This is a genomic window from Maritalea mobilis (assembly GCF_004363175.1).
In the GTDB taxonomy this organism is placed as follows: domain Bacteria; phylum Pseudomonadota; class Alphaproteobacteria; order Rhizobiales; family Devosiaceae; genus Maritalea; species Maritalea mobilis.
This window is the reverse complement of the sequence record NZ_SNYR01000001.1, coordinates 608,017-625,956: the sequence shown is the minus strand read 5'-3', so window position 1 is coordinate 625,956 and position 17,940 is coordinate 608,017. Positions and strand designations below refer to the sequence as shown.

Here is a 17,940-nt window from a genome sequence, read left to right as displayed (position 1 = left end):
CGAATGTGGTTATTTTTGCAGGGCGAGCAGATGGAAAAAGCGATCTTGCTCTTTTGGTTCTTCTGCAAATACACCCGTAAAGCGTTGGGTGAGGGTGGTCGCGCCATGTTTTTTCACGCCGCGGAGCGACATGCACATATGTTCTGCTTCCAGCATCACGGCGGCGCCGCGCGGATTTAGATTATCATTGATGGCGTCAATGATTTGCTGGGTTAGGTTTTCTTGTGTTTGAAAACGCTTGGCAAATACATCGGTCACACGACCCAGTTTGGATAGGCCGACAACGCTGTCTGTTGGTAGATAAGCAATGTGTGCTTTGCCCACGAACGGCACCATATGGTGTTCGCAGTGTGAAAAGAACGGAATGTCCTTCACCAGCACCATATCGTCATAGCCGCCCACATCACGGAAGGTTTTGTTGAGCACTTCTTTTGCGTCTAGATTGTAGCCCTCGAAGAATTCTTCATAGGCTTTGGCTACCCGCTTAGGGGTTTCCAACAAGCCTTCGCGGGTTACATCTTCACCAGCCCACGCCAGCAAGGTGCGCACGGCTTGCTCTGCTTCTTCGCGGGTAGGGCGAACAACAGGCTTTGCTTCTCTTATGTCATTTTTTATGGGTTTAACGGTCGCATCCATGATCATCTCCTGATGGCGTCGACCTATTATACGGAGCCAGAGACTGAACGGATTGCCATTTCACACGCCAAAGTGAAATTCCGGGCACTGGCTTGGTTTTGATTGACCTGCACTATATGATGCTTATCTAAAAAGAAACAAGTCTTCTCCCGTACCAGATGAGTTCACAATGTCGTTTGGCGATATCTACAATCAAAAAATTCTCGAATATGCAGGCAATTTGCCTGATTTGCCGCGATTAGACACGCCAGATGCCAGCGCACGCCGGCATTCGCGGGTTTGCGGCTCCACCATCGAGATTGATTTGAAGATGGAAGATGGAACTGTGTCGGCATATGGCCATGAGGTGGCGACATGTGCGTTGGGGCAGACATCGGCTTCTATCGTGGCGCACAATATTGTGGGCGCGACGGCGGATGGGTTGCGGCTTGTGCGCACGCAAATGCAAGCCATGCTAAAAGCGGACGGCCCGCCGCCGACTGGACGGTTCGAAGATTTGAAATATCTGGAGCCAGTCAAAGACTTCCCGCAACGCCATGCGTCTGTGATGTTGGTGTTTGAGGCGATTTGTGATGCGCTCGACCAGATTGAGTTGCAAGCGAAAAGCGCATGAGCATTTTACGGCTAATTGGTCGGATCATTGATTTTCCCTTTCGCTGGCTGGCGATCGGGTTGATCACTCTTTATCGCTATACGCTGTCGGCTTTTATGGGCCGAACGTGCCGCCATGCCCCATCTTGCTCCGAATTTACGCTGTTGGCGATCAAGCAATATGGCTTTTGGCCTGGGGGTTGGATGGGGGCAGCGCGGATCTACCGCTGTCGCCCCGGGGGCACGGATGGTTTTGATCCAGTGCCAGAAACTTTGCCAAAAAAGGCAAAATGGTATGCCCCTTGGCGGTTTGGGCGCTGGAAATAATTTCAAAACATGCTAAAGCAACCTCTTTGACGGATCACGCCACAATTGTGTGGGGTGGCAATTTGACTAGATGAAGTGGAGAAAAGATCATGGTCAATGTGTCGTTTCCTGATGGTGCAGTTCGAGAGTATACTCGGGGTACCACCGGCACCACCATCGTAGACTCCATTTCTAAGTCATTGGCGAAGAAAACCGTTGCGATGCGGATCAATGGCGAATTGGCTGATTTGTCTGATCCATTGAACGAGGACTGCGCAATTGAATTTGTGCAACGTGACGATGAAGCTGCGCTGGAATTGATCCGCCACGATTGTGCTCACGTGTTGGCTGAGGCCGTGCAAGAGCTGTGGCCGGACACTCAAGTGACCATCGGCCCAGTGATTGAAAATGGCTTTTATTACGACTTTGCACGTGATCAGCATTTTACCGAGCAAGATTTTGAAGCCATTGAGAAGAAAATGGCTCAAATTATCGAGCGCGGTGCGGAGTTCACCAAGGAAGTTTGGGACCGCGAGGAAGCCAAACGCGTTTTTGCGGCGAAGGGCGAAGATTATAAAGTTGAGTTGATCGACGCCATTCCCGGTGATGAAGACCTGAAAATTTATAAGCAGGGTCAATGGTTTGACTTGTGCCGTGGTCCTCACATGCGCAGCACCAAAGATATTGGCGTGGCGTTTAAACTGACCAAGGTGGCGGGTGCCTATTGGCGCGGTGATAGCAACAATAAGATGCTATCGCGCATTTATGGCACTGCTTGGGCCAACCCAAAGCAGCTTAAAGCCTATTTGCACATGATCGAAGAAGCTGAAAAGCGCGATCACCGCAAATTGGGTAAAGAGCTTGACCTGTTCCATTTGCAGGAAGAGGCGCAGGGGTCAGTTTTCTGGCATCCAAAAGGCTTCAATATCTATAATCAGATGGAAAGCTATATTCGCCGCAAGGTGAATGCTGCTGGCTATAAAGAGATCAAAACCCCGCAGCTGATGGACAGCAAATTGTGGGAAAAGTCTGGCCACTGGAGCAAGTTCCGCGAGGACATGTTTGTGGTGCCAGATTTGGAATTTGCCTCTGATGCTGAACAGTTGGATGTGGCGCCTGATTCCAAATTGATGGCGTTGAAGCCGATGAACTGCCCAGCGCATATTCAGGTTTTCAATCAGGGTATTAAATCTTATCGCGATTTGCCATTGCGCTTTGCTGAGTTTGGCTGTTGCCACCGGAACGAAGCGCATGGTGCATTGCATGGTTTGATGCGCGTGCGGCAAATGACCCAGGATGATGGCCATGTGTTCTGTCGTGAAGATCAGATCACCTCTGAAACTGAGGCTTTCTGCGCGTTGCTTGATTCCGTTTATCAGGATTTGGGCTTTACCGAGGTCAAAATCTTGTTGGCGACACGTCCTGACATGCGGGCAGGTAGCGACGAGACTTGGGATCAGGCTGAAAAAGGCTTGGGCGATGCCTTGCGGGCAACTGGCCGCGAGTTTGAAGTTGCCGAAGGCGAGGGCGCATTTTATGGGCCGAAGCTTGAGTTCCATTTGAAAGATGCCATTGGCCGTTCTTGGCAGTGTGGCACCTTGCAGCTCGACTTTGTGTTGCCGGAACGGTTGGACGCGTCTTACATCGCAGAAGATGGTTCGCGCCAACGCCCGGTCATGTTGCACCGCGCTGTGTTGGGCACTTTGGAACGCTTTATCGGCATTTTGATCGAGAACCATGCGGGCCGTATGCCCATGTGGTTGGCACCGACACAAGTTGTTGTTGCGACCATTATTTCTGATGTTGATCCTGCGGCCATGAAGGTTGTTGAGAAGCTGAAAGCGGCTGGCCTTCGGGTTGAGACCGATTTCCGCAATGAAAAAATCAACTATAAGGTGCGTGAGCATTCAACCCAAAAAGTGCCTGCAATTTTGGTGCTGGGCGAACGCGAAGCAGAAGAAGGCACCGTTTCTGTTCGCCGTCTTGGTGAAAAAGGCCAGAAGGTGGTGAGCGTTGAAGAAGCGGTTGCTGCTTTGGCGGCGGAAGCCACACCTCCTGACTTGAAATAGATTATAGAGCGGCGCGTATTTGCTTGGCTTTGGCTGAAGAATATGCGCCGCTTTGCACCGCTAGAATGCGGCCTTGCCGATCAATCACCACGGCATAAATTTCATTTTTTCCACCCAGTCCGAGATTTTTGCGAAAGCGCGTTACATTGGTGTAAAGCGTTAGGGTTTTCGCGCGTGTTGCTTGTGATGGAATGCCTGAGCGCATGCCATTTTCAATCATGCCGCCCATCAGGCGCAAGGCTGACGGCAGGACGGGCAACTCATAAAACTTAGCTTGCCCTGCATTTTCCAACTGCTCTGCAAAAGGTAGCCATGTGTTGATTTGGAGTTGTTGCTCTTGCTCAAACGCGATGAGCAATAAAGAGCGTTCAGCGTTAAAATCAGCAGGCAGGCTAAGGCTGCGCCCGTTCAAATCCTTGGTGTCGATATTGGGGAATTGTTGCGCCGAGGCAGAAACGCTGGTCGCAGCAAAGGACAGAAATGTTGTGATGATCAGCAAAAGCTTGCGCATAGATATCTCCGATGTTTGGAATATCTACGCGCGCTTTATGCAATTAGATTACTGGGTGATGATTTCAATTTCGCGCGGTAGGCCGGGCAAAACTTCGAACTCCCGGTTGAATACGCGATCACCCAAGCGGGCCAGCAGGATATACTCGCCTTGCGCCAACACAGTGGCGGGGAAGGCTGTTGCTTCTTCATAGACTGTTTCGCCTGATTGGGTTTTTACAATCCAGCTCGTGTCGGCGATGGCTTCGCCGCCGGGCTCAGAAACCAGCTTAAACGTTACCTGTGCCGCCTTGTGGTAAAGCGTTGCTTCGGTCAGTTGACCGGGCTTCACTTGTAAATCTGCTTTGGCGGTGGCGTTTACATTACCGAAATAGGAGGTGACCGAATAAGTGCCGGAGTTCAAATGCAATGTTTGGTCTGGCTGGACTGCACGGGCCACCAGAACAGATTGGCCTTCAGCATCACGCGTGTGCACATTAAAGCGCAGGAAGCGATCTGGAATGTTGATATCACCAGAAATCGAGGCGTTGAGTTTGAGGCCGCCCACATCAAGAATGATGTCAATCTGATTTGGGCCGGGTTCAACAGTCACCGTGTCAGATGCTTGGGCAAGGCCATAGGCAGCGTGTACCACATATTGGCCGGGGGAAAGGCTGAACACGGCGGGTGTTTCTTCGCTCTTGTCGAGCAAATCCAATTCGCCTTGGTCATTCGGCGTGGTGCTGAACACGCGCCAAACAATGCCTTGGGGGATAATGTCACCTTCTTCAGCCACTTTTGCTGAAATGGTCACCGGTTGCGGTTTGCCCGGTTTGGGCGTTGGCTGCACCACGGGTTGGTCTGGTGTCGAATCGCTTGGTTCTGCCGTTGGTGTTTCTGGTTCACCATCTGTCAGCTCCGCTGGGCGCGGTGGTGGCACGGGGGCAACCTCCTGCGCGAACGCTGCGTGATGAGGGGCAAAAAGGCTTGCGGCCATCAAAATTGATGCAGCCAAGGCAAGGTGAGGGCGTTTCAAGGTGACCATAAGTGCACTTTAGCTTAGATTTGGTTCAAATTTTGGCAATGCATATTTTGAATGTGCAATAGCTATGACATAAGTGCAATTGGTTTATAAAATGTCCAGATTTGAAGGATTTGCCCATGCCGCATCAAGACGCGCTTATCGACTATTTGAAAACACGTCGTTCTGTGACTGCGCCCTTTCTCACCACACCAGGCCCAACCGTTGCTGAGCTTGATCAGATTATGGAAATTGGCATTCGCGTGCCTGACCATGGCAAGATCGCGCCTTGGCGGTTGGTCGTTTATCAAGGTGATATGCGCGAAGTGGTTGGGGAGAAGCTTGCCGAGATTTGGAAAGCCAAGCACCCTGAAGCGGACGATGAGGTGCTTGATGTGGAGCGCAAGCGCTTTTTGCCAGCGCCTGTGACCATTGGCGTGCTGGCCAAGCCACAAGCGCATCCTAAGGTGCCGGAGCTTGAGCAAATCCTATCCGCAGGGTGCGTTTGCTTTAATCTGGTGCACGCGGCGCATGCCCATGGCTATGCGGCCCATTGGGTGACGCGTTGGTTCAGCTTCGATCAAGACGCGGCAACCATGTTGGGTGCGCAAGAGGGCGAGCAATTTGTTGGCTTTGTGCATATGGGCACCGCCGAAGTTGCTCCTCAGGAGCGGGATCGGCCAAATTTACGTGATGTAATGAGCTATTGGCACGAATAATTGGGCAATTCGGGCAAAGTTTGCTATAGTTAAATTGCTGTAAAACATTGGCAATGGAGCGTGCTTTGCCCAAAATTGATCCAAATAGCCTGCCACCAGAATTGACCCGTGCGCTAACGCGTGCCGGGGACAAGAATGGTGTGGATTTTGGCTATTTGCTGCAAACGGCAATGCGCGAAAGCTCGCTTGATCCTGAAGCAAAAGCGGCCACATCGTCCGCTGTTGGCCTGTTCCAATTTTTAGAAGGCACGTGGCTTGAGGTGATCAAGGAAGAGGGGCCAAAGCTTGGTTATGGTCATTTATCCTCTAAGATTGCTCGCACGGATCGTGGTTATGAGGTGATCAACCCTGGCGAAAAGGCCGGGATTTTGGCGCTGCGGGAAGACCCCGAAATGGCGGCAGACTTAGCCGCGGCGTTCACCCGGCGTAATGGGGATTATCTCAAAGAGAAATTTGGTCGTATGCCCAGCCCGGGCGAGCTTTACATTGCTCACTTTTTGGGGGCAGGTGGCGCTGAGAAGCTTTTCCGTTTGGGGCTTGAGCAGCCAAATGCAATCGCAGCTGATCATTTTGGCCCGCAAGCGAAGGCCAACAAACCGATTTTTTATCGAGGCGATCAGGCGCGAACCATTAAAGAGGTTTATCAGGTTTTGGTGCGGCATCATGCGCCGGAAAATGGTGATCAGGCTGCTGCAACACAATTTGCCGCGCAGCAAATGGCGCTTGAAAGTCGCGGGCCATTTTCGGTGCGCCAGCCCGCGAGTTTGGTCAATCCGTTCGAATCGTTATATCGACCAACGGGCGTGCCTTCCAACAGTTACCAAACTGGCGGACCAGAGCAAAGCACCAGCAATCAAAGCTTTTTCAGCTCGATTTACAAAAAATAACTCCGGAAATTTGCCGCCATATTTATGGTGAACGCTTCTTTAATTCTTGCACGCTAGGCTAGGCCCAGTTTGTGAGTAATTAAGGGTAAGTTGCGTGCTTGGTTATCAAGATTATCTTGATCTTTCTCAGTCTCCTCACGCGGATGATCGCGGGCAGGCGGCGCGCATTGCGGCGCGTGCTTATTTGGAGCATGACGGGCCCGCAGATGAACATGCGGCCCTTTATGCAGCGGTGCTGAGCTTTCTTGATGATACAAGTGTGAAGGTGCGGGCCGCGCTTGCTTATGAGTTGCTGCGCTCCTCTTATGCACCACGTCCGGTTATGTTTGCGCTGGCGCAAGACGATCCGATTATTGCCACGGCAGTGGTGCAATATTCGCCTGTGCTGAAAGAGGCTGATCTCCATATTTTGGTGAAATCTGGTGATGAGCCGGTTTTATTGTCCATTGCAGGGCGGCAAAACTTGTCGCCGAAACTTGTTGCAACGCTTTTGGCCAAGAAGAATCGCGCCGTTGATCTAAAGCTGATTTGTGAAAATGCTGATCAACTGTCAGAAGCGAGCCTGTTAGAGCTTTGCGACCGTTGGGCAGATGATGCGGAGTTGCGCGGGGCTTTGTTGGACAATGCAGATTTACCAGCAGCCGGCCGCTATTTGCTGACCGAACAGATTGCGGCGGACTTGTCTGCGGCACGTTATGTAAAAGGCGCCATTCAACCTGCGCGGTTGAAGCGCCTCATGCGTGATCTTGTGGATGATGCCACCACACATATTGGTGATGATATTGCTGATCAAAGTGCACATGCTTATGTGGAGGCTTTGATTGAAAGCGGACGTTTGACGCCGCGCTTGCTCATCCAGTCCTATCTGTTTGGGCGGAATCAGTTCTTCGCGTCTTGCTTGGGTCAATTGGCGCGGATGCCTGCGCACAAGGCTGTTGCCTTGTTGGTCAAAGGGTCACGACGCGGCATGTATGCCCTGTTTATCAAGTGCGGATTTGATGCGCCGCTGAGCAATTTGATTTGTCGGTTGGTGACCGTTTCGCGTAGCCATGATTTAGCCCATGACCAAGCCGCACGGCATTTTGTGGTGTCGCAATTGATCACTGCCTTGATTGACGAGCATGAGGGCGACCTGCCGGAGAGCTTAGAGCCAATCTTTGCCTATCTCAATGAGATGAATGTAACGCTGGCCCGCAATGCGGCGCGTGGTGTCATGGCAACATTCTGTGACCGAGCGCCAAATGAGGCGCGCCTTTCCATCACGCGCTTACGGGGCGAAGCTTTGGCGCTGCCTGCCGCCTAGAGCCTAATATCCAAATTGTTCGTTGAGCACCCGTTCATCCAGGCTATGCCCTGGATCGAACAATAGTGTCACTTTGTGGGTACGGTCTTCCTTGATCGATACTTTGGTGATCCGCTTAAAGGGCTTGCTGTCGGCCACTGCATTCACAGGACGTTTTTCGACTTCGCGTGGAATCAGCGTCACTTCTGCCCGATTTGGCAAAATGGCACCCCGCCAACGGCGCGGGCGGAATGGGGAAATCGGGGTGAGGGCAAGCAATGGCGAATCGATGGGCAAGATTGGGCCGTGTGCGGAAAGGTTGTAGGCGGTAGAGCCTGCCGGTGTGGCCACCAAAATGCCATCGCACACCAATTCATCTAAGCGGGACTTGCCATCAATCAGGATTTGCAACTTTGCAGCCTGATAAGAGGCCCGCAGCAGCGAGACCTCATTGAGAGCCAAAGCCTCGTGGGTTTCACCGTCTTTGGTGGTGACGCGCATGCGCAGAGGGTGAATGTCAGTCTGTTCAGCAGCGTGTAAGCGATCGCGCAGATCCTCGGCGCGAAACTCATTCATCAAAAAGCCGATTGAGCCAAAATTCATGCCATAAACTGGAATGTCTCGGTCCATCACTTTATGCAGTGTTTCGAGCATCAAGCCGTCGCCGCCTAGGGCAACAATAATGTCTGCATCTTTGAAATCGCAATTGCCGTAAAGAACCACAAGTTCTTGCAGTGCTGCTTTTGACTGGTCAGAGCCATTAGAAATAAAGCAGATTTTTTCGAATTTCTCTCTCGTCACGCCCGCAACCCTTGCCGATGCTGTTTGCACTATTGATTGCATATAACCTATAGAATGTGGAAGCCTGATTGCGCGAAAAAGACATTGTTTCTCTGTGACTTCGTAAATTTCGAATATTTTTTGAAAAATCAGTCTTGCGCAAATCAAAATTGGGTGCTAGCAAGCGCCCCGGAGCCGGTTTAGCTCAGTTGGTAGAGCAACTGATTTGTAATCAGTGGGTCGGGAGTTCAAGTCTCTCAACCGGCACCATTTTCTCCCTACATTGATTATTCGACCTTCCACGCGGCTATAGTGCTGTTTTGTGTGCACTTCACATTTGTGTGAGCAGTGCATTCAAGCTTATGCACAAGGCTTTGGCGTCTTAACCTTATTTATCAATAATTGGTGCGTTCGATAATTCGAATATGTAAATTGTAACTGTTTTGGCGTTCTGACCAAAATGGCAGCATAAAGAGCAAGCCACTGTTCTTATTGTTTATTTAATTTGTCTGTGCGGGAATGAGTTCCGCGCAGCTGAAGGAGTGCATTGTGTCGCGGGTAGAGACAAATAAAAATCAGATCAAAAGCAATCTCCGCGTTTTGCTGATTGGCGATGATATGCGCTCTTTTTTGGCTAGTGCCCGTTCACTTGGACGTTTGGGCGTTGAAGTGCATGCTGCGCCGTTTGATTGGCACGCGCCTGCGCTTGCGTCTCGTTACATCAAGAAGGTGCATTATCTGCCGCGTGTAGGCAGCTGGACCAAAAGCTGGCTCAGCTCCATTCAGGGCCTGCAAGAAACGCATCATTATGATTTGGTTGTGCCGTGTTGCGAACGCTCGCTGTTGCCGCTCTATGCGCAACGGGACAGCTTGAGCGGTGTGCGCATTGCGCATCCTGGCGATTTGGCCATGGCACAATTTTTCGACAAGATCGAAACGCGTGAACTCGCTGAGAAGCTTGATGTGCCTGTGGCAAAGGGTGAGGCGATTGGTGGGTATTCTGATGCTGACCAATTGATTGCACAATATGGTTTGCCGATGATGCTGAAAGCGCGTCGTTCATACTCTGCGCATAATTTGGAAATGCGTGGCGATGTGATCGCTGTTAAAGATCGCGAGACTTTGGTTGAAGCTTTGACGGCCATCGAGGACGACAATAGTTATTTTGTAGAGCAAATTTTCCCCGCCGCTGGCGCTGCCGAAGGCTTGGGCGTTTCCGTTGCGGCACGTAAAGGGCAAATTATCGCTGCTTTCCAGCATCGTCGTTTGACTGAAAAGCCTGGCGGTGGGTCAAGTTCCGTGCGGATCAGCGAGCCGCTTGATCCGGGCATGTTGGATGCTGTGACGCGTCTAACGGATGCTGTGGCTCTAAACGGCGTGGCCATGTATGAATTCCGGCGTTCTGCTGAAAGCGGCGAATGGGTGCTGCTTGAGGTGAATGCGCGGCCTTGGGGCTCAATGCCATTGCCTTTGGCGCTTGGGGTAGATTTCCCTGCTATGCTTTTGGATGTGCATGTGCCCGAAGAGGGGCGTATCTTTAACGCGGAATATGCGCCGCAAATTGTTGGCCGCAATCTGATGTTGTCACTTATCCATTATATGGAAGATGATGAGCGTCCTAACCGCTATTTCCCGTTGTTCGCATTGTCGCAATCTTTCAAACATTTGCTGCGTTGTTTGCGTGGGCGTGAAGTGTCGGATAGCTTTGTTTGGGATGATTTGCGTCCCGCATTTTTAGAGTATTTTGCGCTGGGAGGGCGTTTTCTGCGCCGCACCAAGTGGTTCAAGCAAGGGCGCCCGGAGCGTCGTGTCTTGCCATCGCGGCGCGATGACCAGCATTATATCAGCATGGGCAAAGAGGGTGAGCTTGATTCTCAATTTGACCATGATGAAAAAGAAAAAGACCGGAAGGTCAGTTAAAGGGCAGTTTATTGGCACTCGCGCAGGCCTATTCTAAACTCCGGGGAACCTCCGGATTTGCATCCATTGCGACTTTGGGCGTGCGGTTGGGCGGCGCAGGCATTGGCTTTCTGTCTCATGTGGCGTTGGCGCGCCTGGTCGAGCCTGCCCAATATGGTGTTTATGTTTTCGTTTGGACGGTAATTGTGCTGCTGGGCACGTTCTCAGGCATTGGTTTGCCGGTTGCCGCCACCAAATTTGTTTCGACCTATCAGGACAAGCAACAAAATAACCAGTTGCGGGGCTTCACCCGCTATGCGGCCATTGTTGGTCTTTTGGTTGCCTTTGGCGCAGCGGTACTGATGTTTGTGGCGAGTTTTGTTGCGCCAGACACTCTTGTTGAACCGATTTACCGTCCAGCACTGTTGATTGGTGCATTTTGTATTCCCTTGTTTACGCTCACCGAAGTGGGGAAGGGCATTGCGCGCGGGTTTGGGCGGAATGTGGTGGCTTATGCCCCTGCATTCCTGTTTCGTCCGATTCTTATCCTGATTGGCGTTGCGGCGCTGATTTTAAGCGGTTGGACGCTAAATGCGGTTCATTTGGTTTATATCTCGATCGCTGCGCTGCTGCTGCCACTTGTGTGGCAATGGAGCTTTTTGCGGACGAAGCCGGTGGATGCTGCTAAGCAGGACGTTGAAGCGTCCGATATGCGCCGGGTTTGGTTGCTGACCGCTTTGCCGCTGACGGCTGTCGAAGCCTATAATCTATTGTTGGCCAACACTGACATTCTGGTTTTGAAGTTTTACTCAACGCCTGATGAACTCGCAATTTATTTTGTCGGCACCAAAATTGCCGCGTTGTTGAGCTTTGTGACCTTTGCAATCAGTGCAAGCGCGGGCAAGCCGATTGCGGCAGCCTTTGGGCGGGATGATTTAGACAAGGTGAAGCGTTTGACCCATCATTTTGCCAGCCTTGCCTTCTGGCCAACCTTGGCTGGATTCCTTGTGCTGCTGCTTGGTGGCACCTTGCTGCTCGGTATTTTTGGGCCAGTTTATCAAGGCGCATATGTGCCGATGATCATTCTGGCCTTTGGCGTGCTACTGCAAAGCTATACGGCTGCAGCCAAGTTTTGCTTGGCGATGACGGGCGGACAGAAGGAAATGTCTCTCGTGTTGGTCATCACTGTGATATTGAACTTGGCGCTGAACATATTGCTGGTGCCTTCATTCGGGATTGTCGGCGCTGCCACAGCCACAATGCTATCGACTTTGGTGTCGATTATTTGGCTGCTGTTCCTGATCAAAAAGAAATTTGGTTTCTGGGCGATTGCGAATAAAATTCCCACACGGCTCAATTTGAGCGGTGGTGAGTAGCTTTCTTGAATCAAAGCCTGAAGAAAATTGTGTAATACAATATTTCTGTGTGACTTTTTTGCTTTGGCGCGTGGTGCTTATTTGCCTTGCGTTGCTGCAAACAAGGCAATCGCCGCTGCGTTAGACACGTTCAGTGATTTGATTGGCCCTGGCATGTCCAATTTCACCATCTGCGTGCACAATTCACGGGTACGTTGCCGCAGGCCTTTATGCTCTGCACCCAGCACGATGGCGAGTTTATCCGACTTCATGCTTGGGGTGAGGGCGACTTCAGCCTCCGAATCGAAGCCCAAACAGGTGAAGCCGTGGTTTTTCAACGCTTCGATGGCGTTGCCCAAATTTTTCACTTCGATCAGTGAGGTATAATCAAGTGCGCCAGATGCTGATTTCGCCAAAACGCCCGTTTCCTGCGGTGCGAATCGCATGGTGGTGATCACCGCATCGGCCCCAAAGGCGCATGCGGTGCGCAAAATGGCGCCCACATTGTGCGGGTCGGTGATTTGATCGAGTACCACCACTAGGGATTTTTCGCTCAAATCATTCAGCGCGCCGCGTTCGACCGGCTTCACATGCAATGCCATGCCTTGGTGCACGGCATCGCTGCCCAGCATTTCGTCGAGCTTTTTCGGCGTAACGTCTTTCACTTTGACATTGATTTGCGCACCAGCTTCTTCAAGCTTTGAAATAGCATTTGGGGTTGCAAACAGCGTGTGTTTGACCCGTTCCTCATTGGCGAGGGCAGCCATTACGGGGTGCAAGCCATAAATATATAGCTGACCGTCATCAACGGGCAGGCGTTTTTTGGCTCGTCTTACAGGGTGCTTTGGCGCAAATCGTTTTTTCTGTGTCATGCACATTGCCTAGCGATTTTGTGGGGCTCGGTCTAGCAACAAATGCGCTTTGGCAATGTCGCGAAGTGAGAAAAAATCATATAAGTGCAAAGAAGCACAAAAAAACAACATATTGGGTGTTGACAGAAGCGGGCTTGGTGACCATAACTCGCGCCGTTGGTTTCGTCACGAAATTGACAAGACTCTTCTTCAAGAGTGCTGAAATGCTTGGAGGGGTGGGTGAGTGGTTAATACCACCAGACTGTAAATCTGGCGCCTTAGGCTACACTGGTTCGAATCCAGTCCCCTCCACCATTCAGCTTGAGTGCGGGTATAGCACAATGGTAGTGCAGCAGCCTTCCAAGCTGAATATGCGGGTTCGATTCCCGCTACCCGCTCCAAATCTTGTTTTCCCTTACAAATTGTCTTTTGAACGCGTCAGCTTTCGTTGAACTTTTGGTTGAATTGTTCAGTTGCCTTTATTTTGTCATTTGGGTCGTTCCAACGTGCGTCTTTCAAGATTTCTGCGCCTTTCGCGTTGACCGCATCAAACAGGTGTAGAAACTTTTCAATTGTTTGCAGTTGATCTTCTGAAAAGCTTTCCAAATGGGCCAGTGTGGCGCTGCCTATAGGGCCATAAATTTGTCCGCCAATGTTAAGGGCGAGCGGGGTCAGTTCCACGAAAACTTTTCTGCGATCTTTTACGTCCCGTTCGCGTTGCACATAGTTTGCTTTTTCAAGGCGATCCAATGCTGTTGTGATGGCGCCGGTTGTTAATCCGGATTTGGTTGCCAATTCACCAGCAGTTTGCCTGCCGTTAAGCTGGAGCAAGTTGAGTAAGCGCCCATCTGTTTCATTCACATTGAGCAATTGAATGAATTCTGCGTCCAATTTAGCAGCGGAATCCTGCCCCTGGCGCAATAAATTCAATACTGCAATTTGTCTTGATTTTTGATTATCTTGATTCATAAGATAAATTTACTATCTATTGAAGCTATTGAAAAGAGGAAATTTAGATGATTACGAGAAATGTGAAGAAGCTGGTGCTGATCGCTTTGTTGTTGGGGGCTTATTGGTTCTTTGGAAACCTTTATGAAGCCATAGCCATGATCCCAAACCATATATTTGACCCCGTAACTGCAGTTGCAGGATATAAATCTTACTTTATTTTCAGCGGGCCGACATTTTACTTTGTGCCGCTGACCCAGTTCGGGTTCTTAGCGCTTTTGTTGGCGTGGTATGGCATGCAGGAAGCGGATTTGAAGGCAGTGCTTGCGCGAGGCGCCATCAGCATGGGTGCGGCGCTGGTTTTAACGGCTCTTATTGTAACGCAAATTCACGAACGGTTTTTTGCATTCGAAAATGCGGCCAATGGAGAAATGTTACGCACGTTGGCCCTGGCCTTGTTTATTGCCAATATTGGCCGGCTATTGCTGGTTGGATATGCGGTGAATTGCTTGCTGGCAGTATATGTGAATTTGGGGCAGCCGACAGCAGCTCAGACAGACGCACGCTAGAAATTGAAGGCTTGCTGGTCCAGCTAATATTAAGCCTTTAACAACCAAGCTGTTTAGCCAAACCTTCAATAATGAGCGTTTATAGTTCGCGAAATTGGGGGTGGGGCGAGCTATGTTCAGTAAATTGATGCAGAAATTTAATCTAGCGGTTGGCATTTATGTCATCAGTGCTTTGATCATCTTGGCGTTTGCTTTTTCCAACTTCTATATTTTGCAGGTTGCCGGGAATGTGGCCAACAATGTGCAGTGGGAAGGCGAGAGCCATTTGGTGCGCAATGAGGTTGTGCTGCAAATTCAACAAAGTGCCTCCATTCAGTCGGAGGTTTCTTATTGGGACGAGGCGGTTGCAGAGCTTTATAGCGACAATCCTGACCCTGAATTTGTCGAATTTGAAATGGGTGAGTGGTTTTGGGAAGACAATTATGTTCCCCATGCCGCAGTGATTGACGAAAATGGCGAGCCAGAGATTTCGCTTTTTGAAGGCGAGCAGTTTGATGCACGGGATGCGCAAACCTTTGTGGCGACGCAACGAGATCTTGTTGAAATCGCAAAGGCGAAATATTTCGCTGCGCGCAAAGTGCGTGGCAATGGCTTTGCGACATTTGGTGATCCTGTTTACGATCAAACCCCGCTCTATTCTGCAGACTTCCGTATTGTTGAAGGGGAGGTTGGCATTGTTGTGGTGCAAGCTATTGTGCCCGATTTTGAATTGTCGATTCCTGATGGCAACCCGAAGATGTTGCTTACATTCCACTCATTAGATGAGGAGTTGTTTGCGGCAATTTCTGAACAGTTGGGGCTGAAAGACTTTAAAATTCAGCCCACAGGCCAAGCTCCGGCGGGTGCCACCATGTTGCATGTTGGCGGCACAGCGGATGTGCCAATGTCGGCAACATGGTCAGTTGCGCAGCCTTCGCAAACCATTTGGACACAGGTTTTGCCTGTTCTGCTGACGATCTTTGGGGCGATTGCTTTGGGTTTTGGTTTGATTGCCTTGCTATATGGCCGGGTGGCGCATCAGGTGCAAAAGAGTGAGGAGAAGAACCGCTTTCTCGCCCAGCATGATGCGCTGACGGGTTTGCCAAACCGATTGCAGTTCGACAACGCTTTGGATGAGATCATTGCAGAGGGCGCTTTGGATCGCTGCGCTATTTTGTGCATGGACTTGGATAAGTTCAAAGCGGTGAACGATACCTATGGCCACCAAGCTGGTGACGCGGTTATCCGCACAGTGGCGCAACGCATTGCCGATACCATTGGCGATAAAGGCATGGCCGCGCGCGTGGGCGGCGATGAATTTATCATATTGTTGCGCGATGGCCTGGATGAGGCGAGCGTGATGATGTTGTGCGACACGCTGATCGATAGTGTTTGTGAAGATGTGATTTTCGACAATGGCCGGGCCGCAGTGGGCGCCAGCATTGGTGTCGCATGGTGGCCTGATGATGCGATGACGGCTAAGACCGTGATCCGCAGCGCAGATGAAGCGCTTTATCGCGCTAAAACCAGCGGGCGAGGACAGGCTTGTCAGGCCGCTGCAAAACCTGCGGAAGATGCGGCTACGGCTTAGCCGACACAAACTGATTTAGCTTTGGGTTAATTTTTGGTGTTGCTGAATTTGCTCAACGCGGCTTTTAGCTGCGTCTGTGCATAACTGGCAAGTAATTGTTTTATATGAAATAAATCGGCGCGTCTTTGCAGTATCTCTATTTTTAACAATTGGCTTCACTAATCATGGACAAACTTGGCTTACTTCTCCGAGGCAAAAATAAACAAGCGCGGATAAGCAACCGGGCCAATGGGTGTATTTTAAGCAGTTGTTTATTGACATGCGATACACTTGTGGGAGTGAATTTGGAGTAGTGTCGCATGAGTGCAGAAACCACAACTCAAGCTGAAATCGAAAAAATACTCGAGGAAGCGCTCGAGTATGGCCAAACTGGCGATTTTAAGAATGCGTTGCGTTTGGCGCAGCAGGCTTTTGCTATGGCAGCCGACGGTGCGCATGAGGATGCATTTTGTGATGCGGGCATTCAATGTTCGATGGCGCTAGGCTGGCTTGGCCGTTCTGAGGAAGCAATCGAATATGTGCAGCGCATTTTGCAGCGCGTTGTAAAACGCGGCGACCAGGTGCGCGAAGCGCGCGCGCGGGCGGTTTATGCCAATGTGCTGATTGAAATGGGGTTGGATTCTGAGAGCTATCAAGAAGCTTCTCGCGCCATTTCCATGGCGACCAGCCCAGATCAAGCTGACGTTTTGCTCAAGGCAATGGACCTTCAAGCCATTGCGATGATCTTTGCCGACAATTTTGATGCCGCAGCGAAGATGCTGGACGAAGCAATGATGATTGCTGATCGATACGATCTAAAGCGCGTCTATGCCACATTGATGATGCATTTGGGGCTGTTGAACACCCGTATTGGTGAAGCAAAACTGGAGCAGGGTGATAAAGAGGCCCACCGCGCTTATATGCAAAAGGGTTCAGAGCAGACTGAGCACGCGATTGAGCTGGCAAAGCAGTTTGGCAATAAACGGGTTGAAATGGTTGGTGCGGCCAACCTTGCAGAGTTTATGGCTGAGTTTGGTCGGTTTGAAGAAGGCGAAAAGTGGATTGAACACTGGTATAGCCTTGAAGAAATCGCAACGCCGGGCAACTGGGTGCATTTGCATTACACTGTAAGTGATTTTGAGTTGAAGCGCGGCAATGTTGAGGCGGCGCTAGAGGCTGGCAAACGGGCCATCGAGGTGGCTAAGGATATTTCATCAGCAGACAATTATGCCAACGCTGTTCGGCGGTTGGGCAATGCCTATGAAGCAGCGGGTGATTATAAATCTGCGCTTGAGATGCAAAAGAAATTCCACAATGAATTCCGTAAACGTTCGGTTGAAAAAGGCCATTGGCAGGGCAAAGTTGACGAATTGAACCGCGAAATGGAGCGGGTGAAGAATCTGCTGCAAGATGCTTCGAGCAATATGGAACGGCTCAAAGAAGAAGCGTTGACTGATCCGCTGACTGGTTTGGCCAACCGCCGCGCATTTGATCAGCATATGGAAATGCTGAAAAATCAACCCAATACGAAATATGCGATTGCTGTGGTTGATTTGGACCACTTCAAAGCGGTCAATGACGCGTTTTCTCATGTGCTTGGCGATGATGTGTTGCGGCAGGTGGCAAAGTGTTTGGTCAATGGTTGCCGGGCGACAGATTTGATTTGCCGGATTGGTGGCGAGGAATTTGCCTTGATCCTCAACGGATCCACTCCGGCGCAGATCTACAATGTTTGCGAGCGGTTGCGCGGTTCGATTGAACAGTTTGAATGGTCTAGCCTGGCGCAGGGGTTGGAAATGACGGCCAGCATTGGCGTCGCCCATGCCACAGCGGGTCTAACGCCAGCAGAAGTGTTTGCGAAGGCAGATAATAGGTTGTTTTATGCTAAGGCCAAAGGCCGGAACCGCGTGGTAACCAGCATCTCAGCTATGGAGCGATCAAAGCAAACTTTGAAAATTGTGAGCTAACAGCCAGCGCTTGGTTGAAGTT

The 17,940-nt window shown here is 50.7% G+C and carries 17 protein-coding genes and 3 tRNA genes; 14 read left to right on the top strand and 6 right to left on the bottom strand.

All coding sequences use genetic code 11. The features are described 5' to 3' along the window. Positions 1-9 precede the first annotated feature (9 nt). Positions 10-636, bottom strand: a complete 627-nt coding sequence (gene folE / locus ATL17_RS02885) for a GTP cyclohydrolase I FolE (protein WP_133571265.1) — start codon at positions 634-636, stop codon at positions 10-12. Positions 637-805: 169 nt separating this feature from the next. Between folE and ATL17_RS02880 the strand changes: the two genes are divergently transcribed. The 3 genes from ATL17_RS02880 (at position 806) to thrS (ending at position 3,602) form a co-directional block, all read left to right on the top strand. Then, entirely contained in the window at positions 806-1,249 is a 444-nt protein-coding gene (locus ATL17_RS02880) for an iron-sulfur cluster assembly scaffold protein (RefSeq protein ID WP_133571264.1), read from the top strand. Further along, complete coding sequence (gene yidD / locus ATL17_RS02875) at positions 1,246-1,554, top strand: membrane protein insertion efficiency factor YidD (protein WP_133571263.1); 309 nt, start codon at positions 1,246-1,248, stop codon at positions 1,552-1,554. The genes ATL17_RS02880 and yidD overlap by 4 nt, the downstream gene beginning before the upstream one ends. Before the next feature lie 89 nt (positions 1,555-1,643). Continuing rightward, positions 1,644-3,602, top strand: a complete 1,959-nt coding sequence (thrS, locus tag ATL17_RS02870) for a threonine--tRNA ligase (RefSeq protein WP_133571262.1) — start codon at positions 1,644-1,646, stop codon at positions 3,600-3,602. Between the two features lies 1 nt (position 3,603). Here thrS and ATL17_RS02865 read toward each other — a convergent pair whose 3' ends face one another. Both ATL17_RS02865 and ATL17_RS02860 read right to left on the bottom strand, forming a co-directional pair. Next, complete coding sequence (locus ATL17_RS02865) at positions 3,604-4,113, bottom strand: hypothetical protein (RefSeq protein WP_133571261.1); 510 nt, start codon at positions 4,111-4,113, stop codon at positions 3,604-3,606. Positions 4,114-4,161: 48 nt separating this feature from the next. After that, entirely contained in the window at positions 4,162-5,136 is a 975-nt protein-coding gene (locus tag ATL17_RS02860) for a hypothetical protein (protein WP_133571260.1), read from the bottom strand. 116 nt (positions 5,137-5,252) lie between these two features. Here ATL17_RS02860 and ATL17_RS02855 point away from each other — a divergent pair, with 116 nt between their 5' ends. The 3 genes from ATL17_RS02855 to ATL17_RS02845 all read left to right on the top strand — a co-directional run bounded on the left by ATL17_RS02855 (position 5,253) and on the right by ATL17_RS02845 (position 8,021). Further along, the gene (locus ATL17_RS02855) at positions 5,253-5,831 is read left to right on the top strand and encodes a nitroreductase family protein (RefSeq protein ID WP_133571259.1); all 579 of its coding nucleotides are present in this window, start codon (positions 5,253-5,255) and stop codon (positions 5,829-5,831) included. Between the two features lie 65 nt (positions 5,832-5,896). Further along, positions 5,897-6,718: a lytic transglycosylase domain-containing protein gene (locus tag ATL17_RS02850; RefSeq protein WP_133571258.1), complete on the top strand. Its 822-nt coding sequence runs from the start codon at positions 5,897-5,899 to the stop codon at positions 6,716-6,718. A 94-nt stretch (positions 6,719-6,812) separates the two neighbouring features. Beyond that, the gene (locus ATL17_RS02845; RefSeq protein ID WP_133571257.1) at positions 6,813-8,021 is read left to right on the top strand and encodes a DUF2336 domain-containing protein; all 1,209 of its coding nucleotides are present in this window, start codon (positions 6,813-6,815) and stop codon (positions 8,019-8,021) included. Positions 8,022-8,024: 3 nt separating this feature from the next. On the opposite strand, the gene ATL17_RS02840 is transcribed toward ATL17_RS02845, so the two are convergent. Then, on the bottom strand, positions 8,025-8,801 hold the full coding sequence (locus ATL17_RS02840; RefSeq protein WP_246028621.1) for an NAD kinase: 777 nt from the start codon (positions 8,799-8,801) through the stop codon (positions 8,025-8,027). A 173-nt stretch (positions 8,802-8,974) separates the two neighbouring features. Here ATL17_RS02840 and ATL17_RS02835 point away from each other — a divergent pair. From ATL17_RS02835 to ATL17_RS02825, 3 genes are all read left to right on the top strand, one after another. Further along, positions 8,975-9,050: transfer RNA gene (locus tag ATL17_RS02835), tRNA-Thr, on the top strand. Between the two features lie 279 nt (positions 9,051-9,329). After that, positions 9,330-10,700, top strand: coding sequence for a carboxylate--amine ligase (locus ATL17_RS02830; RefSeq protein WP_133571255.1), 1,371 nt, complete (start codon positions 9,330-9,332; stop codon positions 10,698-10,700). Positions 10,701-10,711: 11 nt separating this feature from the next. Beyond that, positions 10,712-12,055, top strand: a complete 1,344-nt coding sequence (locus ATL17_RS02825; RefSeq protein ID WP_133571254.1) for a lipopolysaccharide biosynthesis protein — start codon at positions 10,712-10,714, stop codon at positions 12,053-12,055. A gap of 77 nt (positions 12,056-12,132) precedes the next feature. Here the strand turns inward: ATL17_RS02825 and rlmB are convergent, their stop codons facing one another. Next, a complete protein-coding gene (rlmB, locus tag ATL17_RS02820) occupies positions 12,133-12,906 on the bottom strand; it encodes a 23S rRNA (guanosine(2251)-2'-O)-methyltransferase RlmB (protein WP_246028620.1) in 774 nt (257 codons plus the stop codon). Positions 12,907-13,115: 209 nt separating this feature from the next. On the opposite strand from rlmB, the gene ATL17_RS02815 reads away from it, so the two are divergent. Together ATL17_RS02815 and ATL17_RS02810 are read left to right on the top strand one after the other, a co-directional pair. After that, positions 13,116-13,200 (top strand) — tRNA-Tyr (locus ATL17_RS02815). Positions 13,201-13,212: 12 nt separating this feature from the next. Then, positions 13,213-13,286 (top strand) — tRNA-Gly (locus tag ATL17_RS02810). Between the two features lie 37 nt (positions 13,287-13,323). Here the strand turns inward: ATL17_RS02810 and ATL17_RS02805 are convergent. After that, positions 13,324-13,761 (bottom strand): MarR family winged helix-turn-helix transcriptional regulator, encoded by a 438-nt coding sequence (locus ATL17_RS02805; protein WP_425462419.1) that lies wholly within the window; start codon positions 13,759-13,761, stop codon positions 13,324-13,326. A 140-nt stretch (positions 13,762-13,901) separates the two neighbouring features. Between ATL17_RS02805 and ATL17_RS02800 the strand changes: the two genes are divergently transcribed. The 3 genes from ATL17_RS02800 to ATL17_RS02790 all read left to right on the top strand — a co-directional run bounded on the left by ATL17_RS02800 (position 13,902) and on the right by ATL17_RS02790 (position 17,918). Next, a complete protein-coding gene (locus tag ATL17_RS02800) occupies positions 13,902-14,402 on the top strand; it encodes a hypothetical protein (protein WP_133571251.1) in 501 nt (166 codons plus the stop codon). Between the two features lie 112 nt (positions 14,403-14,514). Next, positions 14,515-15,972 carry a diguanylate cyclase domain-containing protein gene (locus ATL17_RS02795; RefSeq protein WP_133571250.1) on the top strand — a complete coding sequence of 486 codons (1,458 nt, stop codon included), beginning with the start codon at positions 14,515-14,517 and terminating at the stop codon, positions 15,970-15,972. A gap of 299 nt (positions 15,973-16,271) precedes the next feature. Next, positions 16,272-17,918 (top strand): GGDEF domain-containing protein, encoded by a 1,647-nt coding sequence (locus tag ATL17_RS02790; RefSeq protein WP_133571249.1) that lies wholly within the window; start codon positions 16,272-16,274, stop codon positions 17,916-17,918. The last annotated feature ends 22 nt before the right edge of the window (positions 17,919-17,940 follow it).

Coding starts and splice junctions, on each gene's coding strand:
- folE (WP_133571265.1), bottom strand. CDS start 636: ATGGATGCGACCGTTAAACCCATAAAAAATGACATAAGAGAAGCAAAG.
- ATL17_RS02800 (WP_133571251.1), top strand. CDS start 13,902: ATGATTACGAGAAATGTGAAGAAGCTGGTGCTGATCGCTTTGTTGTTG.
- ATL17_RS02860 (WP_133571260.1), bottom strand. CDS start 5,136: ATGGTCACCTTGAAACGCCCTCACCTTGCCTTGGCTGCATCAATTTTG.
- ATL17_RS02795 (WP_133571250.1), top strand. CDS start 14,515: ATGTTCAGTAAATTGATGCAGAAATTTAATCTAGCGGTTGGCATTTAT.
- yidD (WP_133571263.1), top strand. CDS start 1,246: ATGAGCATTTTACGGCTAATTGGTCGGATCATTGATTTTCCCTTTCGC.
- thrS (WP_133571262.1), top strand. CDS start 1,644: ATGGTCAATGTGTCGTTTCCTGATGGTGCAGTTCGAGAGTATACTCGG.
- ATL17_RS02865 (WP_133571261.1), bottom strand. CDS start 4,113: ATGCGCAAGCTTTTGCTGATCATCACAACATTTCTGTCCTTTGCTGCG.
- ATL17_RS02855 (WP_133571259.1), top strand. CDS start 5,253: ATGCCGCATCAAGACGCGCTTATCGACTATTTGAAAACACGTCGTTCT.
- rlmB (WP_246028620.1), bottom strand. CDS start 12,906: ATGACACAGAAAAAACGATTTGCGCCAAAGCACCCTGTAAGACGAGCC.
- ATL17_RS02880 (WP_133571264.1), top strand. CDS start 806: ATGTCGTTTGGCGATATCTACAATCAAAAAATTCTCGAATATGCAGGC.
- ATL17_RS02790 (WP_133571249.1), top strand. CDS start 16,272: ATGAGTGCAGAAACCACAACTCAAGCTGAAATCGAAAAAATACTCGAG.